This window comes from Serratia sp. YC16 (assembly GCF_009707615.1).
GTDB classification, from domain to species: Bacteria; Pseudomonadota; Gammaproteobacteria; order Enterobacterales; family Enterobacteriaceae; genus Serratia; species Serratia surfactantfaciens.
On record NZ_WLYN01000001.1, the window covers coordinates 1,323,892 to 1,348,985 of the forward strand.

General features: G+C 60.3%; 18 protein-coding genes. 7 read left to right on the forward strand and 11 right to left on the reverse strand.

The genetic code is table 11. The annotated features are described in order from the left end of the window. Positions 1-41 precede the first annotated feature (41 nt). Together rcsC and gyrA are read right to left on the reverse strand one after the other, a co-directional pair. Positions 42-2,903 carry a two-component system sensor histidine kinase RcsC gene (rcsC, locus tag GKN89_RS06220; RefSeq protein WP_154746552.1) on the reverse strand — a complete coding sequence of 954 codons (2,862 nt, stop codon included), beginning with the start codon at positions 2,901-2,903 and terminating at the stop codon, positions 42-44. 165 nt (positions 2,904-3,068) lie between these two features. Next, a complete protein-coding gene (gene gyrA / locus GKN89_RS06225; protein ID WP_019453691.1) occupies positions 3,069-5,711 on the reverse strand; it encodes a DNA topoisomerase (ATP-hydrolyzing) subunit A in 2,643 nt (880 codons plus the stop codon). A 212-nt stretch (positions 5,712-5,923) separates the two neighbouring features. Here gyrA and ubiG point away from each other — a divergent pair, with 212 nt between their 5' ends. The 4 genes from ubiG (at position 5,924) to yfaE (ending at position 10,838) form a co-directional block, all read left to right on the forward strand. After that, complete coding sequence (gene ubiG / locus GKN89_RS06230; protein ID WP_019453692.1) at positions 5,924-6,649, forward strand: bifunctional 2-polyprenyl-6-hydroxyphenol methylase/3-demethylubiquinol 3-O-methyltransferase UbiG; 726 nt, start codon at positions 5,924-5,926, stop codon at positions 6,647-6,649. Positions 6,650-7,087: 438 nt separating this feature from the next. After that, positions 7,088-9,376, forward strand: coding sequence for a class 1a ribonucleoside-diphosphate reductase subunit alpha (gene nrdA / locus GKN89_RS06235; RefSeq protein ID WP_019453693.1), 2,289 nt, complete (start codon positions 7,088-7,090; stop codon positions 9,374-9,376). A 67-nt stretch (positions 9,377-9,443) separates the two neighbouring features. Continuing rightward, positions 9,444-10,574 (forward strand): class Ia ribonucleoside-diphosphate reductase subunit beta, encoded by a 1,131-nt coding sequence (gene nrdB, locus GKN89_RS06240; protein ID WP_019453694.1) that lies wholly within the window; start codon positions 9,444-9,446, stop codon positions 10,572-10,574. 3 nt (positions 10,575-10,577) lie between these two features. Beyond that, positions 10,578-10,838 carry a class I ribonucleotide reductase maintenance protein YfaE gene (gene yfaE, locus GKN89_RS06245; protein ID WP_019453695.1) on the forward strand — a complete coding sequence of 87 codons (261 nt, stop codon included), beginning with the start codon at positions 10,578-10,580 and terminating at the stop codon, positions 10,836-10,838. A 59-nt stretch (positions 10,839-10,897) separates the two neighbouring features. Here the strand turns inward: yfaE and GKN89_RS24460 are convergent, their stop codons facing one another. Next, a complete protein-coding gene (locus GKN89_RS24460) occupies positions 10,898-11,050 on the reverse strand; it encodes a Hok/Gef family protein (protein WP_004935921.1) in 153 nt (50 codons plus the stop codon). A 247-nt stretch (positions 11,051-11,297) separates the two neighbouring features. After that, complete coding sequence (locus GKN89_RS06255) at positions 11,298-12,119, reverse strand: helix-turn-helix domain-containing protein (RefSeq protein WP_154746553.1); 822 nt, start codon at positions 12,117-12,119, stop codon at positions 11,298-11,300. Positions 12,120-12,238: 119 nt separating this feature from the next. On the opposite strand from GKN89_RS06255, the gene GKN89_RS06260 reads away from it, so the two are divergent. Continuing rightward, entirely contained in the window at positions 12,239-13,441 is a 1,203-nt protein-coding gene (locus GKN89_RS06260) for an NAD(P)/FAD-dependent oxidoreductase (protein ID WP_154746554.1), read from the forward strand. Positions 13,442-13,444: 3 nt separating this feature from the next. Here GKN89_RS06260 and GKN89_RS06265 read toward each other — a convergent pair whose 3' ends face one another. After that, entirely contained in the window at positions 13,445-14,641 is a 1,197-nt protein-coding gene (locus tag GKN89_RS06265) for a nicotinamide mononucleotide deamidase-related protein YfaY (RefSeq protein WP_025160177.1), read from the reverse strand. A gap of 245 nt (positions 14,642-14,886) precedes the next feature. On the opposite strand from GKN89_RS06265, the gene tyrP reads away from it, so the two are divergent. Further along, positions 14,887-16,095: a tyrosine transporter TyrP gene (gene tyrP / locus GKN89_RS06270; RefSeq protein WP_063919773.1), complete on the forward strand. Its 1,209-nt coding sequence runs from the start codon at positions 14,887-14,889 to the stop codon at positions 16,093-16,095. A gap of 34 nt (positions 16,096-16,129) precedes the next feature. Here the strand turns inward: tyrP and GKN89_RS06275 are convergent, their stop codons facing one another. From GKN89_RS06275 to GKN89_RS06285, 3 genes are all read right to left on the reverse strand, one after another. Continuing rightward, entirely contained in the window at positions 16,130-17,038 is a 909-nt protein-coding gene (locus GKN89_RS06275; RefSeq protein ID WP_230328955.1) for an ABC transporter substrate-binding protein, read from the reverse strand. 94 nt (positions 17,039-17,132) lie between these two features. After that, positions 17,133-19,313 carry a TonB-dependent siderophore receptor gene (locus GKN89_RS06280; protein ID WP_154746556.1) on the reverse strand — a complete coding sequence of 727 codons (2,181 nt, stop codon included), beginning with the start codon at positions 19,311-19,313 and terminating at the stop codon, positions 17,133-17,135. Between the two features lie 202 nt (positions 19,314-19,515). Beyond that, complete coding sequence (locus GKN89_RS06285) at positions 19,516-20,055, reverse strand: YfaZ family outer membrane protein (RefSeq protein ID WP_019453702.1); 540 nt, start codon at positions 20,053-20,055, stop codon at positions 19,516-19,518. A 338-nt stretch (positions 20,056-20,393) separates the two neighbouring features. On the opposite strand from GKN89_RS06285, the gene katA reads away from it, so the two are divergent. Continuing rightward, a complete protein-coding gene (katA, locus tag GKN89_RS06290) occupies positions 20,394-21,830 on the forward strand; it encodes a catalase KatA (protein ID WP_019453703.1) in 1,437 nt (478 codons plus the stop codon). Between the two features lie 43 nt (positions 21,831-21,873). Here katA and menE read toward each other — a convergent pair whose 3' ends face one another. From menE to menB, 3 genes are read right to left on the reverse strand one after another with little or no spacing between them, the layout of a single operon-like run. Then, positions 21,874-23,259: an o-succinylbenzoate--CoA ligase gene (gene menE, locus GKN89_RS06295; protein ID WP_154746557.1), complete on the reverse strand. Its 1,386-nt coding sequence runs from the start codon at positions 23,257-23,259 to the stop codon at positions 21,874-21,876. After that, entirely contained in the window at positions 23,247-24,230 is a 984-nt protein-coding gene (gene menC / locus GKN89_RS06300) for an o-succinylbenzoate synthase (RefSeq protein ID WP_154746558.1), read from the reverse strand. Before menC ends, menE begins: the two co-directional genes overlap by 13 nt. Next, positions 24,230-25,087 (reverse strand): 1,4-dihydroxy-2-naphthoyl-CoA synthase, encoded by an 858-nt coding sequence (menB, locus tag GKN89_RS06305; RefSeq protein WP_019453706.1) that lies wholly within the window; start codon positions 25,085-25,087, stop codon positions 24,230-24,232. The genes menC and menB overlap by 1 nt, the downstream gene beginning before the upstream one ends. Positions 25,088-25,094: the final 7 nt, after the last annotated feature.

The following is a 25,094-nucleotide window of genomic DNA, read 5'->3' on the forward strand; positions in this document are numbered from 1 at the left end:
AACGCCAAACAGGCACGGCATTCGCCGTGCCTGTTTGCTTTTCAGGCCTCGCTGCGGTTGTAGCGTACCTGTTGGCTGTAATACGCCAGCGTCTGCTCCAGCGTCTCCAGCGTGACCGGTTTCGACAGGCAATTATCCATGCCCGCCTCGAGGCAGCGCTGCCTCTCTTCCGCCAGCGCGTTCGCCGTCACGCCGATCACCGGCGCGCTGAACTGCATCTGCCGTAGCTCTTGCGTCAGGCGATAGCCGTCCATATTCGGCATATTGACGTCGGTCAGCACAATATCGACGTGGTGCTGTTTCAGCACGCCGAGCGCATCCACGCCGTCGTTGGCGGTCACCACCTGATATCCCAGCGATCCCAGCTGATCAGACAGCAGGCGACGGTTGATCGGATGATCATCGACCACCAGCAGATGAATATCGCCGTTGTCCGCCGCGCTGGCCTTGGCGGGCACCGGCAGCTGCACCAGCCCCTCAGCAATGCCACCGCCGACGCCGAACAACCGGTTGAGCAAGGTCAGCGTTTCGCGCGGCGTGGACGTACTGTGCATCCAATAGCCTGGTCGGGTTTCCAGCGATGGGCCGATATGCTCGGTGGAGAACTGGATCTGAGCCAGCAGCGGCGTATCCAGCATCAGCGGATGATCGCTGAGCATCACCTCGCCGGCGGCGGTCTCCTGACCGCCATAGCGCTGAATATCGGCACCGTACCCGCCCAGGATGGCCATCAGGTAGCTTTCCAGCCGCTGATTGCGGATATCCAGCCACAGCCGACGGCCTTGCCAGGTATCACTGGCCTGCGGGATGGGGAACTGGGCGTTGAACAGCGGAATGCGGATGCTGAACAGACTGCCCAGCCCCGGTTCGGACTCGACGGCGATATCGCCGTCCATCAGGTTGATCAGTTTTTCACAGATCGCCAACCCCAGACCGGTTCCCTGGAAATGGCGCTGCACGCCGGTGCCGACCTGGAAGAACGGATCGAACAAGCGCGAGATCTCCTTCTCCGGGATGCCGACGCCGGTATCGCGCACGCTGAACTCCAGATAGCTGCCGCGAGTGCAGACCTGCAGCACGATGCAGCCGGTATCGGTGAACTTGATGGCGTTGTTCACCAGGTTGGACAGCACCTGCTGCAAGCGCACCGGATCGCCGAAGATGCGCTCCGGCACGTTCTGTTCGATAAAGCAGTACAGCCCCAGACGTTTTTTCACCACCAGCGGCAAGTAGTTGCCGGCGATATGGGTGATCACCTCCAGGCAGGAGAACTCGCGCGGCTCGATCTTCAGCTGTTCGGACTCGATCTTGGAGAAGTCGAGGATATCGCTGATGATCTTCAGCAGCAGGCCGGAAGAGTTGTTCATCGCATTGACCAGCCGGTCCACCCCTTGCGGCAACGCCTTGGTTTGCAACAGATCGAGGTTACCGATAATGCCGTACAGCGGCGTGCGCAGTTCATGGCTGACGGTGGCCAGGAACATCGATTTCGACTGGCTGGCCTGCTCCGCCGCCGCCGCCATCTCCTGCAGCGACTCTTCCATCTTCACGCGCGCGCTGACGTCCACCAGCACGCAGATCGCCACCTCTTCGTTACGGTAGCGCGAGTGAACAAAGCTAATCTGCAGGTTGTTGTTGTTGCTGGTCATCACATCGACGAAATTCGCCTGCTGTTCGCAAATGATGCGCGTAATGCGATCGCGATCTTCGTGGGTCAACAGATTGATGTAGTTGTGCGCCAGCTCGTTGCTCAGGATATTGGTGCCATCGCTGATGCGCAGGATACAGATGCCCACCGGCGCCGAGGCGACGATCTTGCGGTTGAACTGCTCGTGTTCTTCCAACCGGAAGGCGTTGTCCTCCGCCGGCAGGAACATCTTGCGCTCAAACAGCCACGCCAGCGTAAACAGCACGATGGCCGACAGCAGGTTCAGCAATAGCGCGTTGAGGATCAGCATCTTGAAGCGTTCCACCACGCTTTTCACCGGCAGCGCATAGACGATGCTCAGCGAAGAAGGCGGCAGCGCTTTCTTCAGGATCAGGTCGCGGTAATTGTCGACATAGCCAAAGTAGGCGTGCTCTGCGGGATAGCTGTTAAGCGAAGCGGCATAGCGATCGCCATCCGCCAGGCGCAGCACCGGCTCGTTGTTCTCATCCAGCAGCGTGACGCCGATCGGCAGGTTGCCGGCGGTGACGAAGTCCTCCAGCCTAACGGTTTGCTCGATGCCCAGCAGCGCTTCCAGCTTGTTGCCGATATAAATCGGCGTCAACACATACAGATAACCGACGTCCGGCCGCTGCGCGCTGGGGCTGATCCAATACAGGTTGTTGTCTTTATCCAGATTCTTGGCATTGCGGTATTTTAGAATGCGCTCATGCAGCGACTTGAGCACGTTTTCCCGGTTGGCGACCGCATTGCCGCCGCCGAACTCCGCCATGCACAGGCTGTCGCCGCCGATGAAGAACACCCGGTTAAGATCGTAGGCCGCCACGAAGTTCTCTTTCCAATACTGGATCAGGCCGCTTAGCGAATCGAGCGAACTGCGGTAGGTGGTGCTCAGCGCGCAGTTGGACTCCGGGTACAGCGGGAAGAATTGCGGCGGGCTGCCCTTGCCGGGAAACACCCCGCTGAACATGTCCAGGCTGCTGACCGAACCGTTGAGGCGGTTCTCCGCCATATACTTGATGTCGCGGATGATATCGGCGGAATGGCGGATGTAGCCCTGCGCCTGATCGAAATTGAGGTTGTATTCCTGCCGGATGTCCGACTCTTTCTGATGCAGAATATTCAGAATATAAAAGGTGGTGAGCAGCGCTCCCAACGACCACAGCAAAATCGCCAGCACCCGAAACAGATAGCGGGATATCTTCAGCGTAGTTCGAAAAGAGGCTAAGTATTTCAATCGGGTACCATACGAAAGTCAGTGACGGCGCGCGTTGTCGCCGGCGCGGCGGCCGGCGGCTCGGTGCCCAATTAAACCATATAACTGAAAAAGGGCCTAGCATCGCTGCCAGGCCCTTTTGTCTCGGTGCATTACGGTGTCGGCATGCCGACGCCTTCACCTTGCTTAAACGTTGTCGTCGTCCATCGGCTCAGCCGCGTCGTCGCCATCGTCCAGCGGCGTGCTGTCTTCTTCCGCCGCTTCCGCGCCCGGCTCCAGGCTGTCCAGCTCTTCGTCTTCCACCGGCTCGGCCACGCGCTGCAGGCCGACGACGTTTTCGTCTTCCGCCGTGCGGATCAACGTCACGCCCTGGGTGTTACGGCCCACCACGCTGACTTCCGAAACGCGGGTACGCACCAGCGTGCCGGCATCGGTGATCATCATGATCTGGTCGCTGGTTTCCACCTGCACGGCGCCGACCACCTGACCGTTACGCTCGCTCACCTTGATGGAGATAACCCCCTGGGTGGCGCGTGACTTGGTCGGGTATTCGGTCACGGCGGTACGTTTACCGAAGCCGTTTTGCGTGACGGTCAGGATATCGCCTTCGCCGCGCGGCACGATCAGGGAGATCACGCTGTCGCCTTCGCCGAGGTTGATGCCGCGCACGCCGGTGGCGGTACGGCCCATCGAACGAACCTGCGTTTCCGGGAAGCGCACCACTTTACCGTTGGCGGAGAACAGCATCACTTCGTTGCTGCCGTCGGTCAGATCGACACCGATCAGCTCGTCGCCCTCGTTGAGGTTGACGGCGATGATGCCGGCGCTGCGCGGACGGCTGAACTCGGTCAGCGCGGTTTTCTTCACGGTACCACTGGCGGTAGCCATGAACACGTGACGCCCTTCTTCATACTCGCGCACCGGCAGGATGGCGGTGATACGCTCATCGGCTTCCAGCGGCAGCAGGTTGACGATTGGGCGACCGCGCGCGCCACGGCTGGCTTCAGGCAGTTGATACACCTTCATCCAGTACAGGCGGCCACGGCTGGAGAAGCACAGGATCGTATCGTGGGTGTTGGCCACCAGCAGGCGATCGATAAAGTCTTCTTCTTTAATACGCGCGGCGGACTTGCCTTTGCCGCCGCGGCGCTGAGCTTCATAGTCGGACAGCGGCTGATACTTCACGTACCCCTGGTGAGACAGGGTCACCACCACATCTTCCTGGTTGATCAGGTCTTCGATGTTGATGTCGGAAGTATTGGCGGTGATCTCGGTGCGACGGCCGTCGTTGTACAGCTCTTTGACCGCCACCAGCTCTTCGCGGATCACTTCCATCAGACGTTCTGGGCTTTCCAGAATGAAGATCAGCTCGGCGATAAAGTTGAGCAGCTCTTTGTATTCGTCCAGCAGCTTTTCATGCTCCAGACCGGTCAGTTTCTGCAGACGCAGATCCAGAATCGCCTGAGCCTGCTGCTCGGTCAGGTAGTACTTGCCGTCGCGGATACCGAACTCCGGCTCCAGCCACTCAGGGCGGGCGGCGTCGTCACCGGCGCGCTCCAGCATGGCGCTGACGTTGCCCAGATCCCACGGCTGCGCCACCAGCGCGACTTTTGCTTCCGCCGGCGTCGGCGCACGGCGAATCAACTCGATGATCGGATCGATGTTGGCCAACGCGATGGCCAGCGCTTCCAGGATATGGGCGCGGTCGCGGGCCTTACGCAGTTCGAAGATGGTGCGGCGGGTAACCACTTCGCGGCGATGGCGCACGAAGGCTTCGAGGATGTCTTTCAGGTTCAGCAGCTTAGGCTGGCCCTGATGCAATGCCACCATGTTGATGCCGAAGGTAACCTGCAGTTGCGTCAGCGCATACAGGTTGTTCAGCACCACTTCGCCGACCGCGTCGCGTTTGACTTCGATCACGATACGCATGCCGTCTTTATCGGACTCGTCGCGCAGCGCGCTGATGCCTTCGACGCGTTTCTCTTTCACCAGCTCGGCGATCTTCTCGATCAGACGCGCCTTGTTCACCTGATACGGGATCTCATGAACGATGATGGTTTCGCGGCCGGTCTTGGCGTCGGCTTCCACTTCCGCGCGCGCGCGCAGGTAGACTTTGCCGCGCCCGGTGCGGTAGGCCTCTTCAATGCCGCGACGGCCGTTGATAATCGCCGCCGTCGGGAAGTCCGGCCCCGGAATGTGTTCCATCAGCCCTTCGATGCTGATGTTTTCATCATCGATATAGGCCAGGCAGCCGTTGACGACTTCAGCCAGGTTGTGCGGTGGAATATTGGTGGCCATACCCACGGCGATGCCCGACGAGCCGTTGACCAGCAGGTTCGGGATCTTGGTCGGCATGACGGCCGGGATCTGCTCGGTGCCATCATAGTTAGGCACGAAGTCGACGGTTTCTTTTTCCAGATCCGCCAACAGTTCGTGAGCAATCTTGGACATGCGCACTTCGGTATAACGCATCGCCGCGGCGGAGTCGCCGTCGACGGAACCGAAGTTACCCTGACCGTCCACCAGCATGTAGCGCAGTGAAAACGGCTGAGCCATACGCACGATAGTGTCGTAAACCGCGCTGTCACCGTGTGGGTGATATTTACCGATCACGTCCCCGACGACACGGGCCGATTTCTTGTATGGTTTATTCCAGTCGTTACCCAGTACGCTCATCGCGTACAGAACGCGGCGGTGAACCGGCTTCAGACCATCACGAACATCTGGCAGCGCGCGTCCGACAATAACGGACATCGCGTAGTCCAGATACGAGTTTTTCAACTCGTCTTCGATGTTTACCGGTGTGATTTCTCTGGCAAGGTCGCTCATGGAGCTGCTATCCCTCTACTAATGATTCATCTGCCCGCTGCCATAGTGGCAAAGGTGTAAAACTATATCACAAAGCGCGCTTTACGGGAAAATAACCGCCGCTGTTTCACGGAAATTGTGCAGATTCGTGCGCGAAAAACGCATCGGCGCAGACGATGCCGCGTCGGAACATGTATAATCCGCGCAACGAGAACAAGGAGCCAGACAAGCCCATGAACGCAGAATCATCCAGCCACGCGCAAAACGTTGACCACCAGGAAATCGCCAAGTTCGAGGCCGTCGCCTCCCGCTGGTGGGATCTGGAAGGCGAGTTCAAACCGCTGCACCGCATCAACCCGCTGCGCCTGAACTACATCATGCAGCGCGCCGGCGGCATTTTTGACAAGCAGGTGCTCGACGTGGGCTGCGGCGGCGGCATTCTGGCGGAAAGCATGGCGCGCGAAGGCGCGCAGGTGACCGGCCTGGACATGGGCGCGGAACCGCTGCAGGTCGCTCGTCTGCATGCGCTGGAAAGCGGCGTAAACGTGACTTACGTGCAGGAGACGGTGGAAAGCCATGCTCAGGTCAACCCGCAGCGCTACGACGTGGTCACCTGCATGGAGATGCTGGAGCACGTGCCGGATCCGGCCTCGGTAGTGCGTGCCTGCGCCCAGTTGGTGAAACCGGGCGGCCACGTGTTCTTCTCCACCATCAACCGCAACACCAAAGCCTGGCTGATGGCGGTGATCGGCGCAGAGTACGTGCTGAAGATGGTGCCGCAGGGCACCCACGATCATAAGAAGTTCATTCGCCCCTCCGAACTGATCGGTTGGGTCGACGGCACGCCGCTGCGCGAAAAGCATATGATCGGCCTGCATTACAACCCGATCACCGATCATTTCAAGCTTGGCCGCAACGTTGACGTGAACTACATGGTGCACACCCAGCACGAAGGTTGAGCGCCGTATGCCGCGCCGGCCCTGCGTTACCGGGGTACGGCGCCAGCGGCGTATTAAGAAAAATACCTAATTTCCACGACTTCGATCAAAATCGCCGTTGTAAACAGGTTTTTAGAATATTAAATCAGATCAATATGCCGTTTTTTTCTAACGTTTAATAAAGCGTCAAACGATCGGCTTTTTCAGTTTTTAAGGAAAATCTGATCACGCTTATTGACAAGCTTGTCGCGCCAGTCACGGCGCGCGCTTCGCGCGGCAAGTTACATTTCACCCCCAAGTTATCCACAAATTAGGCCGATTTTGTTCACTTGCAAAGGCCGTTTTTTCTCACTATCTTGTTACCTCACCGACATACAACCCCTATATATAGTGTTTACATACTGAGCAGAGCGACTACACTTCTGCTTAGGGGCACCATACGGACAGGTAAAACACCACATGAACCAAAGTCTGCTTGTAACTAAACGCGATGGCCGTAAAGAGCGCATCAACCTCGACAAAATCCACCGGGTCATCGATTGGGCCGCAGAAGGATTGCACAACGTCTCGGTTTCTCAAGTAGAGTTGCGTTCGCACATTCAGTTTTATGACGGCATCAAAACCGCCGACATTCATGAAACCATCATCAAAGCCGCTGCCGACCTGATCTCCCGCGATGCGCCGGACTATCAGTACCTGGCCGCTCGCCTGGCGATATTCCACCTGCGTAAAAAGGCTTACGGCCAGTTCGAGCCGCCGAAGCTGCACGCTCACGTGATTCGCATGGTTGAGATGGGCAAATACGATAAACATCTGCTGGAAGACTACAGCGCTGAAGAGTTCGAGCAGATGGACTCCTTTATCGATCACTGGCGCGACATGAACTTCTCTTATGCCGCCGTCAAGCAGCTGGAAGGCAAGTATCTGGTGCAGAACCGCGTCAGCGGCGAGATCTACGAAAGCGCCCAGTTCCTGTACATGCTGGTGTCCGCCTGCCTGTTCTCCAACTACCCGCGTGAAACCCGTCTGGATTACGTCAAACGTTTCTACGACGCGATTTCCACCTTCAAGATTTCGCTGCCTACGCCGATCATGTCCGGCGTGCGCACCCCAACCCGCCAGTTCAGCTCCTGCGTGCTGATCGAGTGCGGCGACAGCCTGGATTCCATCAACGCCACCTCCAGCGCCATTGTGAAATACGTTTCGCAACGCGCCGGCATCGGCATCAACGCCGGCCGCATCCGCGCGCTGGGCAGCCCGATCCGTGGCGGTGAAGCCTTCCATACCGGCTGCATCCCGTTCTACAAACACTTCCAGACCGCCGTTAAATCCTGCTCGCAGGGCGGCGTACGCGGTGGCGCGGCAACGCTGTTCTACCCGATGTGGCACCTGGAAGTCGAAAGCCTGCTGGTGTTGAAAAACAACCGCGGCGTTGAAGGCAACCGCGTGCGTCACATGGACTACGGCGTGCAGCTGAACCGCCTGATGTACCAGCGTCTGATCAAGGGCGAAGACATCACCCTGTTCAGCCCGTCCGACGTGCCGGGGCTGTATGACGCGTTCTTCGCCGATCAGGACGAATTCGAGCGCCTGTACACCCAGTACGAGAAAGACGACAGCATTCGCCAGAAGCGCGTGAAAGCGGTTGAGCTGTTCTCGCTGATGATGCAAGAGCGCGCCTCTACCGGCCGCATCTACATTCAGAACGTCGACCACTGCAACACCCACAGCCCGTTCGATCCGCAGATCGCGCCGGTGCGTCAGTCCAACCTGTGCCTGGAAATCGCCCTGCCGACCAAGCCGCTGGAAGACGTCAACGACGAGAACGGCGAAATTGCGCTGTGCACCCTGTCCGCCTTCAACCTGGGCGCGATCGACAGCCTGGACGATCTGGAAGAGCTGGCGACCCTGGCGGTGCGTTCACTCGACGCCCTGCTGGATTACCAGGATTATCCGATCAAGGCAGCGCACCGTGGCGCGATGGGTCGCCGCACCCTGGGCATCGGCGTGATCAACTTCGCCTATTATCTGGCGAAGAACGGCGTGCGCTACTCCGACGGCAGCGCCAACAACCTGACCCACAAAACGTTCGAAGCCATTCAGTACTACCTGCTGAAAGCCTCCAACCGTCTGGCTCAGGAACAAGGCGCTTGCCCGTGGTTCAAAGAGACCACCTATTCGCAGGGCATCCTGCCGATCGACACCTACAAGAAAGACCTGGATGCGGTCTGCAACGAGCCGCTGCATTACGACTGGGAAACCCTGCGTAAAGAGATCCAGGAAACCGGCCTGCGCAACTCGACGCTGTCCGCCCTGATGCCATCGGAAACCTCTTCGCAGATTTCCAACGCCACCAACGGCATCGAGCCGCCGCGCGGCCATATCAGCATCAAGGCGTCGAAAGACGGCATCCTGCGCCAGGTGGTGCCGGAGTATGAGCGTCTGAAAGACAACTATGAGCTGCTGTGGGAAATGCCGAGCAACGATGGCTACCTGCAGCTGGTAGGTCTGATGCAGAAATTCATCGACCAGTCGATTTCGGCCAACACCAACTACGATCCGACCCGCTTCCCGGGCGGCAAGGTGCCGATGAAGCAGCTGTTGAAAGACCTGCTCACCACCTACAAGTTCGGTGTGAAAACGCTGTACTACCAGAACACTCGCGACGGTGCGGAAGACGCCCAGGAAGATTTGCAGCCTGCCAAGGCCGGCGATGACGACTGCGAAAGCGGCGCCTGCAAGATCTAAAGTTTGACCTAGCGGGCCGGAATTTTCCGGCCCCTTCATTTAGCCACGTTACGATGGATTCAGGCTTATGGCTTACACCACTTTTTCTCAGACCAAAAACGACCAGCTGCAAGAGCCGATGTTCTTCGGCCAGTCGGTAAACGTTGCGCGTTTCGACCAGCAAAAGCATGAAATCTTCGAAAAACTGATCGAAAAACAGCTCTCCTTCTTCTGGCGCCCGGAAGAGGTTGACGTCTCGCGCGATCGCATCGATTACCAGGCGCTGCCGGAGCACGAGAAGCACATCTTCATCAGCAACCTGAAGTATCAGACCCTGCTGGACTCCATTCAGGGCCGCAGCCCGAACGTCGCCCTGCTGCCGCTGATCTCGATCCCTGAGCTGGAAACCTGGGTGGAAACCTGGTCGTTCTCCGAGACCATCCACTCGCGTTCCTACACTCACATCATCCGCAACATCGTCAACGATCCGGCGCTGGTGTTCGACGACATCGTCACCAACGAAGAGATCAAAAAGCGCGCGAAAGACATTTCCGGCTACTACGACGATCTGATCGAGATGACCAGCTACTATCACCTGCTGGGTGAAGGCACCCATCAGGTGAACGGTAAAACCGTCACCGTCAATCTGCGCGCGCTGAAGAAGCAGCTGTACCTGTGCCTGATGAGCGTGAACGCGCTGGAAGCGATCCGCTTCTACGTCAGCTTCGCCTGCTCCTTCGCTTTCGCCGAGCGTGAACTGATGGAAGGCAACGCCAAAATCATCAAGCTGATCGCCCGCGACGAAGCGCTGCACCTGACCGGCACCCAGCACATGCTGAACCTGATGCGTTCCGGCGCCGACGATCCTGAAATGGCGGAGATCGCCGAGGAATGTCAGCAACAGTGCTACGATCTGTTCGTGCTGGCTGCCCAGCAGGAGAAAGAGTGGGCGGAATACCTGTTCCGCGACGGCTCGATGATCGGCCTGAACAAAGACATCCTGTGCCAGTATGTGGAATACATCACCAATATCCGCATGCAGGCGGTCGGCCTCGGCCTGCCGTTCGAAACCCGCTCCAACCCGATCCCGTGGATCAATGCCTGGTTGGTGTCCGATAACGTGCAGGTAGCGCCGCAGGAAGTGGAAGTGAGCTCCTACCTGGTTGGCCAGATCGACTCGGAGATCAACGCCGACGACCTGAGCGACTTCGAACTGTAAGCGATGGCGACGCCAACCGTAACGCTGCGCGCCGCCGGCACGCAGCTTTCCTGCCCCAACAGTGAAAACTGCCTGCTCGACGTGCTGGAACTGCACGACGTGCAGGTGGAGTACCAATGCCGCTCCGGTTATTGCGGCGCCTGCCGCCTGAAACTGGTGAAAGGCGAAGTGGCCTACCGCCAGCAGCCGTTGGCGTTTATCAACGCCGGCGAGATCCTGCCCTGCTGCTGCATGCCGCTGACGGATATCGAGCTGGAAATTTAAAGTCGGGTGCCGGAAACCGCGCCTGGAGACCAGAAGGCGGGGTTGCCCCCGCCCTATGATTACCGCTTCACCTCACACGCCAACCTGATCAGGATAGTGATATTTTCCTGGTAGATTTTCAGCTCGCACAGCGAGTCTCTTATCATCCAGATAAATAACAAAACCGTAATACATACAACGGTTAGCGAGTGAAACACATGCCTTAAGCGCATGCTTGCCTCCTTGCTGCGAAGGGGCTACCATACCGGTGTCTAGGCGGTATGTGCAGCCCCATTCTGATTGAGAGTCAGTCTGGGGCTTTCATCTATCCGCCTTGTCACACAATGCCCAAGACGAACAGTCTCAAGCACCCGCCAAGAGAGTAACAGCATTCCCTCACCGCGAATATCCCCTATAAGATTATGATTAATCAGGGATATATAACCATCCTCAAGGTATTCTTGTTCTTGCAGCGTCCGCTTAGCGCCTCTTTCCTGCCGATACGGAAAAATAACGCGCCGGAGAGTCGCCGAAGGCTTTGCGAAACATGGCGATAAAGTTGCTCGGCGAGGCATACCCCAGCGCTTCAGCGATCTGCAACACCGTTTCGCCTTCGGCCAGCTTCGCCAATGCATGTGACAACCGGGCCTGCTGACGCCACTGGGCAAAACTCAATCCCGTTTCGCCGATCATCAGCCGCCGCAGGGTGCGCGGCGACATCGCGCCCCATTCGGCCCATGCCTCCAGCGTGCGCTCGCTCCCCGGCTGCGCCAGCAAGGCCTGCAGAACGCCGGCCAGGCGCGGATGAGACGACATCGGCAAATGCAGCGGCTCCGTCGGCGCCAGACGTATCTCGTCCCGCATCACCTGCGCCATGCGATCCTGTTCCTGGGTCAGCAGGCTGCGCTTGTCCCAGCCTTCCGCACGCTGAGCCAGCGCCTGCAGCACGGCGCTGATGCCGATAACGCAGGGTTTATTCGCCAAATCGGTGCAAGCCTCCGGCGCCAGTAACAGGCTCCAGCCGCTCAGCGCACCGCAGACCTGCACCCGGTGCTCCGTCGCCGGCGGGATCCAACCCGCCCGCCCCGGCGGCAGCACCCAATCGCCTTGCGCCGTTCGCACATGCAGCAAACCGCTTTCAACGCACAGCAGCTGACCGCGAACATGCTGATGCCAGTCGTATTCACGCGTGCCCAACCGATACTCCCGGCCCACCGCATCGCGGCCGCCAAGGGCGATCAGCCAGGGGCCCGCCGGCCATTCGCTGCAGTCCGCGTCGGTAACATGAGGGTTATCGTTCATATTGGCCACTTATCACTATTTTTAGTCCAGATACCGTTATATCAACCTTTTCCCGCACCGACATAATGAAATGCTTCCGGCCGCTACCGTCTACGGCCACTGACTCACGAGGGAACAGGATGACTACACTCAACATTGGCATTATCGGCGCCGGGCCCGGCGGGCTGTGTCTGGCTCAGGGGCTGCGCCGCTACGGCATCCACGCCACGGTGTTTGAACGCGACACCACACCGCAGGCGCGCGATCAGGGGTACCGGCTGCGTATCGATCCTTCGGGCCAGCAGGCGCTGGCCGCCTGCCTGCCGCCGGCGCACTATCGGTTGCTCTGCGCCAGCAGCGCGCAAAACAGCGGCGAGAGCAATCTGTGGGATCCGCAGCTTGCTCCGCTTAACGATCGCCGCCCCAAACACTGGCTGCCTTCCAGCCAGCAGCCCATGCAAGAACCAAACGGCGATCTCGGCGTTCATCGGCAAACGCTGCGCGAAATCCTGCTCGCCGGTCTGCAAGATCGAGTGCGCTTCGGCTATACCCTGCGTGAGTTTGCACAAACGTCACAGGGTGTGGAACTTCAATTCGCCAACGGCGAGCAAGTGCGGGTCGATGTGCTGATCGCCGCCGACGGCGTCAACTCGCTGGTGCGGCGGCGTTGCCTGCCCGAATCGGGGCCCGAAGACAGCGGCGCGGTCACCCTCTACGGCAAAACGCCGCTCGACGCGGCGACCCGGGCCCAATTGGCCCCCGAATTGCTGCGCGGCGTGTCGGTTGTCTTCGCCGACGGCTTGTCGCTGGTGATTGAACCGATGCGCTTTCAGGCACCCATGGCGCAGCTGGTGGCCGGCTACGCGCCCGATTGCCGCCTCACGCCGGTCGACGACTATCTTTATTGGGCCTGTATCGGATCGGCTGAACGGCTCGGCGGGCCGGCACGGGCGGAGGGGGCCGCAGCGCTGCAGGCGCGCGTACGGCATATTTCGCAGGGATGGGCACCCGCCTTGCAAACGGCGTTAGCGCTGACGGAGCCCCAGTCGCTCAGCGTGCGGGCGGTGCAGGTCACGAAGGCGATACCGGTGTGGCACAGCGAACGCATCGCCTTTCTCGGCGACGCCGTGCACGCCATGAGCCCGGCGGGTGGGCTCGGCGCCAACAGCGCGCTGGCGGACGCCGCCAGCCTGGCGATGCATCTGGCGCAGGCCGACAGCGCCGCGCAGGCGCTCAGGGACTATAGCCAGGGGCTGCAAGTGCGGGGCGCGGCGGCGATACGTCTGTCACGTCTGGCGTCCGAGCGGCTGCTGCAAAGCAGCGAAATCGGCAACTCGCCGTGACCGTCACTCGATAATTTCCACGACCTCCAGCCAGGCGTTTTGGCCGCACGCCTGGCCTCCGTTCAGCCAACGACGCAGCATATCCAACGCCAACATCGCCACCGACTCCTGACGCAGCCGCAGGCCGTGGCGCGACGCGCGATAACGCACGGTCTGGCCAATGCCGCCGCGTGGCGTATGCAGCGCAATGCTGACCTGCTCATCGCGCATGGCGCTGACCGCCAACGCCAACGGCGCGCCGGTCAACTCCGCCAGCGAGCGGGCGCGCGCCAGCGTTGTTTCCAACGTTTCGATGCAATGCGCCGGTAACAGCTCTCCCCCCGCCAGCGGCGCACCTTCGCTCTGCAGCTGCAGATTGATCAACCCGCCGCTGAATTGCTCGCTCAACGCCAGCGTCAATCCTTGCTGATTCAGGCGCTGCGTCAGCGTCGCCGGCAAACCGGCGGTGCCTTCAAAAATGCAGTTGTCCCCCGCCACCTCGCGCACGCGTCGCCAGGCCTGTTCCATTTCCGCACGCCGGCTTTCAGGCCCGGTCAACTTCAACTCGATGATCGGGCTGGATGAACGATAACCCAACACCACGTCCGGCGGCAGCGGCATGCCGTCCAGCTCGGCGGCCAGATCGCTTTCGGAGGTGCCGAAGGTGGTCAGGCGCAGGCACAGCGGCGCCGCCGGCAAGGTAAAGCGCTGACGCAGGCGCGGCACGATCTGCTGTTCAACCATCACTTTGAATTCCGACGGCACGCCAGGCGTGAAGAACATCAGACATTGGTTGAGCTGCAGCGCAAAGCCGCAGGCGGTACCCACCGGATTGTCCAGCATTTCCGCATTGGCCGGGATCTGCGCCTGCTTGCGGTTGGAAGGGGCCATTGGCCGCCCGCGCCCGGCGAAATAGGCCTCCATGCGCGCCACCCAGTCGGCCCGTTCAACCAGTTCTACGCCACAGGCTTTAGCGGCGGCCAACGCGCTGAGATCGTCGCTGGTCGGCCCCAGGCCACCATTGACGATCAGCACATCGGCGATATGACTCCGTTCCTGCAGGATCTCGATCAAAGCAGAGAGGCTGTCCCCTACCGTTTCACGCCCGCTCATCGGCACGCCCTGCTGGAACAGGTAGTCCGCCAGCCAGGCGGCGTTGGTATCAATAATTTGCCCGTGCAGCACCTCATCGCCGGTGCTGAGCATCTCCACCCTTAACATTGATCTCTCCCACATTTTTTGGTCATTCCACTATAGAAGCCCGTAAATAACTTTTCACTAACCGTCGGCGGATAATTTCAGCCATCGTTCTGTTCTTCATGCGCCGTGCCGCCCTCCTTGGTGTAAATATTAATTTACATCACGCGTAACGCCGGTTTGACACAAATTAGGGCTTCCACTATCCTGCCATCCTCATAAATCGTTACCTATAATTTTCAAAATCTTTCGGCTGGTAGAGAAAAAACGTGAAGAATCGCACTCTTGGCAGTGTTTTTATCGTGGCGGGCACCACCATTGGCGCCGGGATGCTGGCGATGCCGCTGGCGGCGGCCGGCGTCGGCTTTGGCGTCACGCTGGCCTTACTGGTCGGGCTGTGGCTGTTGATGTGTTACACCGCGCTGCTGCTGGTGGAGGTTTACCAGCATGAGCAAGCAGATACCGGTCTCGGCACGCTCGCCAAACGTTATCTCGGCGGCGGCGGCCAGTGGCTGACCAGCTTCAGCATGATGTTCCTGATGTACGCGCTCACCGCCGCCTATATCAGCGGCGCCGGCGAACTGCTCGCCACCAGCATCAGTCAATGGACGTCGCAGGACTTCCCGGTGTCGCTCGGCGTCCTGCTGTTCACCCTGGTGGCTGGCGGCGTGGTGTGCATCGGCACCCACTCGGTCGATTTGTTCAACCGCATCCTGTTCAGCGCCAAGGTGGTGTTCCTGGTGGTGATGCTCGGCCTGATGTTGCCGAATATCCACCAGACCAACCTGCTGACGTTGCCGCTGGAGCAAGGCCTGGCGCTGTCGGCCATTCCGGTGATCTTCACCTCATTCGGCTTCCACGGCAGCGTGCCGAGCATCGTCAACTACATGGGCGGCAACATTCGCAAACTGCGCTGGGTGTTCATCATCGGCAGCGCCATTCCGCTGATCGCCTATATCTTCTGGCAGTTGGCGACGCTGGGCAGCATCAGCTCCGACACTTTCGTCGGCATTCTGGCGCAGCAAGCCGGGTTGAACGGTCTGTTACAGGCGGTGCGCGATGCGGTCGCTTCGCCGCACGTTGAACTGGCGGTGCACCTGTTCGCCGATCTGGCGTTGGCGACCTCGTTCCTCGGTGTGGCGCTCGGGCTGTTCGATTTCCTGGCCGACCTGTTCAAACGGCAAGACAATGTGCGCGGCCGTCTGCAAACCGGCGCCATCACCTTCCTGCCGCCGCTGGCCTTCGCGCTGTTCTATCCGCGAGGCTTCGTGCTGGCGCTGGGGTTCGCCGCCATCGCCCTGTCGGTACTGGCGTTGCTGCTGCCTTCGCTGCTGGTGTGGAAAACGCGGCAGAAACATCAGGCGCAGTATCGCGTCTGGGGCGGCACTCCGGCCTTGGCGTTGGTGTTTATCTGCGGGATTACGGTGATCGCCATCCAATTGGGCATCGCCAGCGGCATGCTGCCGGCGGTAGGGTAACGTATTCGGGGGCCGTTTCGGCCCCCGAATACGTTCAAGCGGGTGGATTAAGAATAGCGTCAATCTGCGCCGCGCTGAGCGACAGACCGAAAAAGGCCCGATAAAAATCTCTCGTCTCTTCCCGCATGTCAATGTCGGCGAAACGCGCCGGGTACAGCGTTTTCGCCAACCATAAAAACTGCAGCGCCTCTTCGCTGGTCTCGCGGCACCACCAGAACATCCCCTTGGGATTGACCACGACCCGATGTTGTAAAACGGCATCGATGCCCCGCCATTGCGCAGAGGCGCGTATCTCTTCGGCGTCGCGCTTGTTCATCGCCACGATCACCTGCGGATTGGCGGCCACGATCTGCTCCAACGCCACCTCACCCGCCCCCTCTTTTTTCAGGCCAAACCACGTTTCCGCCACGTTGACGGCGCCGGCCAGATCCATCCAATCCTGATTAAGCGACGGTCGACCTGAGGTGGTCAACGGATTGCCCATGCTGTGATAAACGCGAATGCGCTGCCCAGGCGGTAAATCTTTCAGTCGCTCGACAACGCGCGCCACATTGCGAGAAAAATAGCGCTCGTAGGCCAGCGCTTTTTCCTGCGCATCCGGCCCCAGCGCGGCGCCCGTTTTTAACACTCGTGCGCGCAGCGCCGCCATCGAATTGGCTTTAAACGCCAATACGCGTACGCCGGCCCGTTCGAGCACATCCAATTGCGGCACTTTCATGCTGTCAGGCACGAACAGCAGCCGGGTGCCAAGCGCGATGATTTGTTCCGGATTCAACTCTTGTCCGCTATTCACACTCACCGCCGGGACGGCGTCAATGCGCGGCAGGCTTTGGCGAAACAGCGGGATCTGTTTCGCGACATTCGATGTGCCGACGATATTGTCGCCATAGCCCAGCATCGCTATGATGGCGTTTTGCGCAGGCCACGGCGAGGCAATGCGCATTTCGCCAGCAGGCGGCGCAGCCCACAAACCGCCGTGAAACAACACGCCAACCAACAGCACCCATGCAGGCAACGATACGATTCTCATGGCGCCCTCAGAAGTCAAAGGTGACGGATGCGCGTACTTCACGGCCGCTGCCGAGAAACGCGCTCGATGCCCCGCCGTTCCCGTCCGTGCCCGACGGGAAAATAGAGGCCCAGTAATGTTCGTTCGTGACGTTATTGACCGTCAGCCGCAAAGTCGCAGGCACGGAATGAATGCGGGTAGCATAGCGGGTCCCCAGGTCCAGCGTGGTGTAACTGTCAGCCCAGGCGCTGTTGGTGTCGTTCGCCGCTCGCTTGCCGGTATAGTGCACGTTGGCGCTATAGACCCATTGCGGCATCGACGGCAGGCTGTACTCCACCAGCATATTGGCCTGCACCTTCGGCACGCCGACCACGCGCTTGCCGCGCGTGCTGTCGGAAACCGTCTCTTTCAGTTGCGGATCGAGCAGCGTTACGCCGCCAAACAGGCTCAGCCCTTCATGCACGCGCCCGGCGGCCGTCAACTCCAGGCCATTGTTCACCTGTTCGCCCTGCTCCTTGTACACCCGGTCTTCGGCGTCAACATAAGCGAACGGCCGCTTGAGGCGGAACAGCGCGGCGCCGAGGTTCATCTCCCCGACGTCGGCTTTCAGGCCAATCTCATATTGCCGGCTGCGATAGGGCTTGAGCGTCTGCCCTTCGTTCTTCACGCCTTCTCCCAGCGGGGCCGTACCACCTTGCTCCAGCGAGTCGGCATAGCTGAGATAAGCCATCAGCGTCGGGGTGATTTTGTACATCAACGCCGCGTTCGGGCTCAAACCCTGCTGATTGTCTTCTTCGATTTTCTTGCCGTCGGCGCCGTAATTACGCGTTTGCAACCAGCTTTCGCTTACATAAAGCATCGCCGACCACTGCGGATTGAAGGTCATCGTATCGCCGAAAGTCACGCTCTGCTGGCTGTTCTCGCTGGATTTATAGCGCGCGCCGTTCTTGGGGATCTTTCCGTCGCCCGGCTCATGCATCGCCGACGGATGATACATATTGTCGATACCCAAATCGTAGCGCCGGCTGGCGCCTTTGCCGCTGTAGATAGACCAGACATAGCCCGTCGTGGCGAGCGCCAACTCATGCCCCACCGAGCCGGTATCGATATGGCCGTTCAACGTCAGCGTATTGCTCAATACCCGAAATCGCCCCGAGGCGCTGGAGTCGCTCATCGACCTCTTGATGTCGCCGTCGCCGTTGAGCAGGGTGCTGGATACCGAACGCATGGCGCGATCCGCCTGTTGCCAACCTACGCCGCCCGATACTGACCAATCGTCATTGAAATAATGAATCAGCCGCGTGCTGAGGGTGTCAGTGGTTAAATCGTTACCTGCCGTTGCGAGCGCCAGATGTTTATTCTGCGGATTGGGGGCGGAAGGCAGCGGGACATTCGGCCCATAGCTGAAGCCACCGGGGTAACCCTTTTGCAGGAATTCGTAATGGCTGGCGTCCAGTTGCAGCTGCGTGCCCGGCTTTATATTCCAGTCGAACGCCACGGCCAACAGCCGACGACGCAATGTACTGTCGTCAACGTTGCCTTCGCCCTCTTCGTTGAGCGCATTGATGCGATAGCCGAATCTGTTGTCATCGTCGAGGTGGCCACCGAGATCGACATGGCCGCTGAAGGCGCTGCGGCTCTGATACCCGAGCGTCACCTCGCGTAGCGGTTGCGACGTCGGGCGTTTCGCCACAAAGTTGAACTGCCCCGCCGGGCTCGCAGGGCCATACAAGGCGCCGGTCAGGCTGTTGAGAACATCCAGCCGCTCCAGCATTTCAACGGGAAAGGCCGTGGTGGAGACGATGTTCAGCCCATTCAGCCGACTGTTCGCCACTACGCTGCCCTGCATGCCTCGGCTCTGAGGGCGCCCAACGTCCATGCCGCCACGTGCCTGCATTTGCGTGCTCGGTGAATATTTCAGTAACTCGGCGACGCTTTTCGCCTGCTGATTTTTAATCATCGGTTGGGTTACGGTGGTGGAGGAATAAGGCGTATCGAGCCACGCCCTGGCGCCCAACGGCCCCAGTTCAATATCCGTCGTTTTAAAACCGGCGCCAGACGCGCTTTGCGTCGCGGGGGATAACGCACTGCCCGTGACGGTCAACACCTCTTCATGATCGGCTTGCGCCGCGGCGGCTTCATAAGGAAAGAGTGAGACAAGCAGCGGCATCAGCGCCGCCAGAGGATTTCGGTAAGCCATGACGTCCATATCGCTATATAATAATTTATATTACGCATTTTACGGCATGTGCTCTCCCGTGGCGATGCCGATCGCCGAATCTTTAAATAATTTAATCTATTATCGTTACGTTCCCACAGGAACGCCCCCACGGAGGGCGCAAAAAAAAAATCCCCCGGCCAATGACCGAGGGATTCGCTGAACGCGATGGACCGCAGTCCGTCCGTCAGAGTTAGAAGCTCAGACCAACGCCGACATAAGGGCCATCGGCCAGGGTGTTGTCACGACGCCCGTCTTTGCCTTCCATCTTCATGTAGCGGTAGCCTACGTCCACGCTCAACGGACGGAACTTCCAGCGCAGGCCGCCGCTGGCTTCGTTATAGGCCTTCACGCCGCTGGTGAAGGATTCAGGAGCAAAGTAACCTTCGCCGTGCAGGCTGAAGTAACGGTTGATTTCCCACTCCAGGCCGCCGCCCAGCGCCAACGCGCCGCCGCTCTTGCCGTCTTTCGGGCTGAGGTACAGCGCTTTGCCGCCCACGGTCGCCGTCAACGGCCCCAGCGGCACGCCGAAGTTCAAGCCCAGGCTGCCGACGTTGCCGTCGTGGTCGCTGCGCGCCCAGTTGCCGGTCAGGCCCAGACCTGAAGAGCCGGTGCTCATGCCGAAGCCCAGGTTGGTATAGTGCTGCCCGGCCTCACCCGACACGCTGATGGCGTTCGCTGCGCCGGTCACAAACAGCAATCCTGCCGCGCACGCGACCCAAGTCTTTTTCATCATCTTTCCCTCTGGTTTGTCATCCGTACCGAATGATCGAATCAACGCATAATAATAACGTCACGAGTCTATACCAAAGCACAATGAGGATTTAAGGGATAAAAGCGAAAAAATTCTTCATTAATCAAATAAATGTAAATATTTGCAAACAACACTCTATATTCGTCAAGGCGATGCCAACGATAACCGAGACCTATTTGCCGCCGCTCGGCAATAGGGCTACAACTAGTAGTGGCTTTGACCAAGGTCAGGGGAAAAAGCCCCGCCAAAGGACTATGCTGATGAACGCTTAAACCGCCCGAGTCTTTACTTAAATGCACTACGATAAGGAGCAAGTGATGAGCAAGAAAGGACTGACCACCGCAGCCGGCGCCCCGGTTGTCGATAACAATAACGTGATCACCGCAGGCAAACGCGGCCCGATGTTGTTGCAGGACGTGTGGTTCCTGGAAAAACTGGCCCACTTCGACCGCGAGGTCATCCCCGAGCGCCGCATGCACGCCAAGGGTTCGGGCGCCTACGGCACCTTTACCGTCACCCACGACATTACCCGCTACACCCGCGCCAAGATCTTCTCCGAGGTCGGCAAACAGACCGACATGTTTATCCGCTTCTCCACCGTCGCCGGTGAACGCGGCGCCGCCGACGCCGAGCGCGATATTCGCGGCTTCGCCATGAAGTTTTATACCGAAGAAGGCAACTGGGATTTGGTGGGCAACGATACGCCGGTGTTCTATCTGCGCGATCCGCTGAAATTCCCCGATCTCAACCACGTGGTGAAACGCGATCCGCATACCAACCTGCGCAACCCGGTGTACAAATGGGACTTCTTCTCTCACCTGCCTGAATCGCTGCATCAGCTGACCATCGACTTCAGCGATCGCGGCATTCCGAAGTCCTACCGCCACATGCACGGCTTCGGCAGCCACACCTTCAGTTTTATCAATGCCGCCAACGAGCGCTTCTGGGTGAAATTCCACTTCCGCTGCGAACAAGGCATTGAAAACCTGATGGATGAAGAGGCGGAAGCGATCATCGCCAAGGATCGCGAAAGCTCACAGCGCGATCTGTTCGAAGCGATCAAGCGCGGCGACTTCCCGCGCTGGAAGCTGCAAATTCAGATCATGCCGGAACATGAAGCCTCGCAGACTCCCTATAACCCGTTCGATCTGACCAAGGTATGGCCGCACGGCGACTATCCGCTGATCGACGTCGGCTATTTCGAGCTCAACCGCAACCCCGACAACTACTTCTCCGAGGTCGAGCAGGTGGCGATGAACCCCGCCAACGTGGTGCCGGGCATCAGCTTCTCGCCGGATAAAATGCTGCAGGGCCGCCTGTTCTCGTATGGGGATGCACACCGCTATCGCCTGGGCGTCAACCACCACCAGATCCCGGTGAACGGCGCCAAATGCCCGTTCCACAACTATCATCGCGACGGTGCGATGCGCGTGGACGGCAACAGCGGCAACGGCGCCACCTACGAGCCGAACAGCTTCGGTCTGTTCCAGGAGCAGCCGGACTTCAGCGAACCGCCGTTGAGCATTGAGGGGGCGGCCGACCACTGGAATCATCGTGAAGACGACGATTACTACAGCCAGCCGCGCGCGCTGTTCAACCTGCTGAGCGCCGAAGAGCACCAGCGCATGTTCACCCGCATCGCCGGCGAGCTGTCGCAGGTGCCGGAACAGATTCAGCGCCGGCAGGTCGAGCTGTTCAGCAAGGTGCACCCGGACTACGGCGCCGGCGTCGCCAAGGCGTTGGGGCTGAAGTAACCCCCTGCCGTCATCAACTCAGCCGCCCTGTCGGGCGGCTTTTTTATGCCTGAGAGAAACGCTGCGCTACCCACTGCTGCAGCTGACGGCGCGAAATCTTGATGCCGCCGCTTTTCAGCTCGTCGGGCAAGGCAAACAGCGCCATCGGACGCTGGAAATTAGCCAGCTTATCCTGCGACCAGGCGAGCAATGCCGCCAGCGACAACGACGGGTCGCCGTCGATCACCGCCACCGGCCGCTGGCCGAATTCGGCATCCGCCGCCGGCACCACAAACGCCTGCGTGATCTGCGGATGCGCCGCCAGCACGCGTTCGATATCTTCCGGTTGCACCCCTTCGCCGCCGCTGAAAAACAGGTTGTCCAGCCGGCCGAGAATGCGCAGCTCCCCTTCGGCCATCACGCCGCGATCGCGGGTCGCGAACCAGCCCTGCTCATCGGCCAGCGGCCGCACATGGCCATGACACCAGTAGCCGAGCGCCAGGCTGTCGGCGCGGATCCAGACCTCCTCGTCCACCAGTTTGATCTCGCGGCCGCTCAGCGGCAGACCGACGCCCGGCCGCGCATCGGCGCGCTTGGCGCACACCGTAGAGGCGAGTTCGGTCAACCCATAACCGCACCAGCAGCGTATCCCTGCCGCTTCCGCCCGTTCGGTCAGTTCGACCGGGATCATCGCGCCACCGAGCAGCACTGCCTTCAGCGTCACGCCCGTCAGCGGTTGCGCCAGCAGCCGCCAAAGCTGCGTCGGTACCAGCGAAGCATACGTGCATCCCGCCAGCGCCTCGGCCAGCGGGTGCATCTCGCGCACTGCCAACCGGGCACCCGCTGCCAGCCAGCGCCAGACGATGCCCTGGCCGGAAACGTGATACAGCGGCAATGACAACAGCCAGCAATCCTCACGCTGGAAATCCATCAGCCGCAACACCCCGTCGGCGCTGGCCAGATGGTTGGCGTAACTGTGCGCGGCCGCCTTCGGCATACCGCTGGAGCCGGAGGTCAACGTCAGCGTCGCCAGACGCTGCGCATCCCACGCCGGCAGGTTCGGCCAGCGCGGCTCGGTCGAGGGCGGCGTCAACCGAATCAGCGCCTCCGGCAGCGCCGGCAAAGGATCCGGGCCGAAGGCAAAGGTTATATCCAATTCAGGCAGTAGCTGCGCCAACAGCGGCGTCGGCAAGGCGGGATTGAGCGGCAGCAGACGGGCGCCGCATTGCAGCAGCGCCAGATAGGCCAGCAGCAGCGGATAGCTGTTTTTGCCGCTCAGCGCCACGCCGCAACCCGGCTCCACGCCCTGGTGCTGAAAATCCGCCGCCAGCTCATCCACCTGGCTTTGCAACGCCAGCCAGCTCAGCGGCCGTTCGCCGAGCAGCAGCGCCGTCGCCTGCGGCTGAAGGCGCGCCCAGTGCCGCCACGGCCAATCGTTCAACGGCGCCATAGGCACTCCAGCGCCGAGACATCCAGCAGCGGCAACGCGCTGTCCGGCCACGGACGCAGCACCTGCGCCTGCATTAACCCCAGCGTGTCCAACCCCGGCACGATGTCCGGCGTCAGCCAGCGGGCGATGCGCGCCAGCTGGGTCAACCCCAGGCTGGATTCGATGCTGGAGCTGATCACCGCCGTCAGCCCCGCCGCGTGCGCCTGCGCCACCAGTGTCTGGCAGCGCGTCAGGCTGCCGACCAGCATCGGCTTGATCACGATGGCCGCCACGCCCGGCTCGGCCTGCACCACAAAGTCCGCCTCACGCACGCTCTCATCCCAGGCGATAGCGATGCCGGTCGCCCGGGCGAAATCGCGCGATTCATCACGGGTCTTGCAGGGCTCCTCCAGGAAGGCGATGCGATCGCGCCACGCCGGGTTGACGTACCTGGCGAAGCCGTCGGCTTTGGCGCGGCTCCAGCTGCGGTTGGCGTCCAGCCGCAGCCGCAGATCCGGCAGCGCCTCCAGCAGCACGTTGACGATCATGCCGTCGCGTACCGCCTCATACAGCCCCACTTTCACCTTGGCGACTTTCTCGCCCGGCAAGGCATTCAAGGTTTCGAACAGCTCATCCGGATCGCCGGTGCACAGCGGCGCCTTGCGGAAATCCGCCTGCGTCGGCAAGCGCTGCTCCAGCTCGGCCTGCGCGCAGCTGAGCCCAAAGGCCACCGAGGGCAGCGCGCTATCATCCGGTTCGTTTCCCGCTAACCACGCCTGCAGCCACTCCAATGCGGCCTGCTCGGCCTGCGCCGGCGTTTCCCGGCTGAACTCCGGCAGCGGCGCGATCTCTCCCCAGCCTTCACGATCGCCCTGGCACAGCTGCACCACCAATCCGTCACGCGTTTTCAACCGCTGATTGCGCAGCACCACACCCGCCTCCATCGGCAGGCTGTAACGGTAAAGCGCCGCGCTGCGATTCGCGCCGTTCATTACGGGTTACGCTTGAATTTGCTGAAGTCCGGCTGACGCTTCTCGTTGAATGCGTTGCGCCCTTCCTGCCCTTCGTCGGTCATATAGAACAGCATGGTGGCGTTGCCCGCCAGCTCTTGCAAACCGGCCTGGCCGTCGCAGTCGGCGTTCAGCGCCGCCTTCAGGCAGCGCAGCGCCATCGGGCTGTTCTGCAGCATTTCGCGGCACCAGCGCACCGTCTCTTTCTCCAGTTCGGCCAGCGGCACCACGGTGTTGACCAGCCCCATGTCCAGCGCGGCGGCGGCGTCGTACTGGCGGCACAGGAACCAGATTTCGCGCGCCTTCTTCTGGCCGACGATGCGCGCCATATAAGACGCGCCCCAGCCGCCGTCGAACGAGCCGACTTTCGGGCCGGTCTGGCCGAAAATGGCGTTATCCGCCGCAATGGTCAGATCGCACATCATGTGCAGCACATGGCCGCCGCCGATCGAGTAGCCGGCCACCATCGCCACCACCGGTTTCGGGCAGGTGCGGATCTGGCGCTGGAAGTCCAGCACGTTGAGGTGATGTACGCCGCTGTCGTCGCGATAGCCGCCGTAGTCGCCGCGCACTTTCTGATCGCCGCCAGAGCAGAAGGCCTTATCGCCGGCGCCGGTGAGAATAATCACCCCGATGCCATCGTCGTAACGGGCGTTGGCCAGCGCGTCGATCATCTCTTTGACCGTTTGCGGGCGAAACGCATTGCGCACCTGCGGCCGGTTGATGGTGATTTTGGCGATGCCGTCGGCGGACTTGTGATACAGGATGTCTTCGAAATCGCCGGTGCAATCCTGCCAGGCGATGGCGGCGTACAGCTGTTCTTCATTCGGATAAAGCATGTTCGGT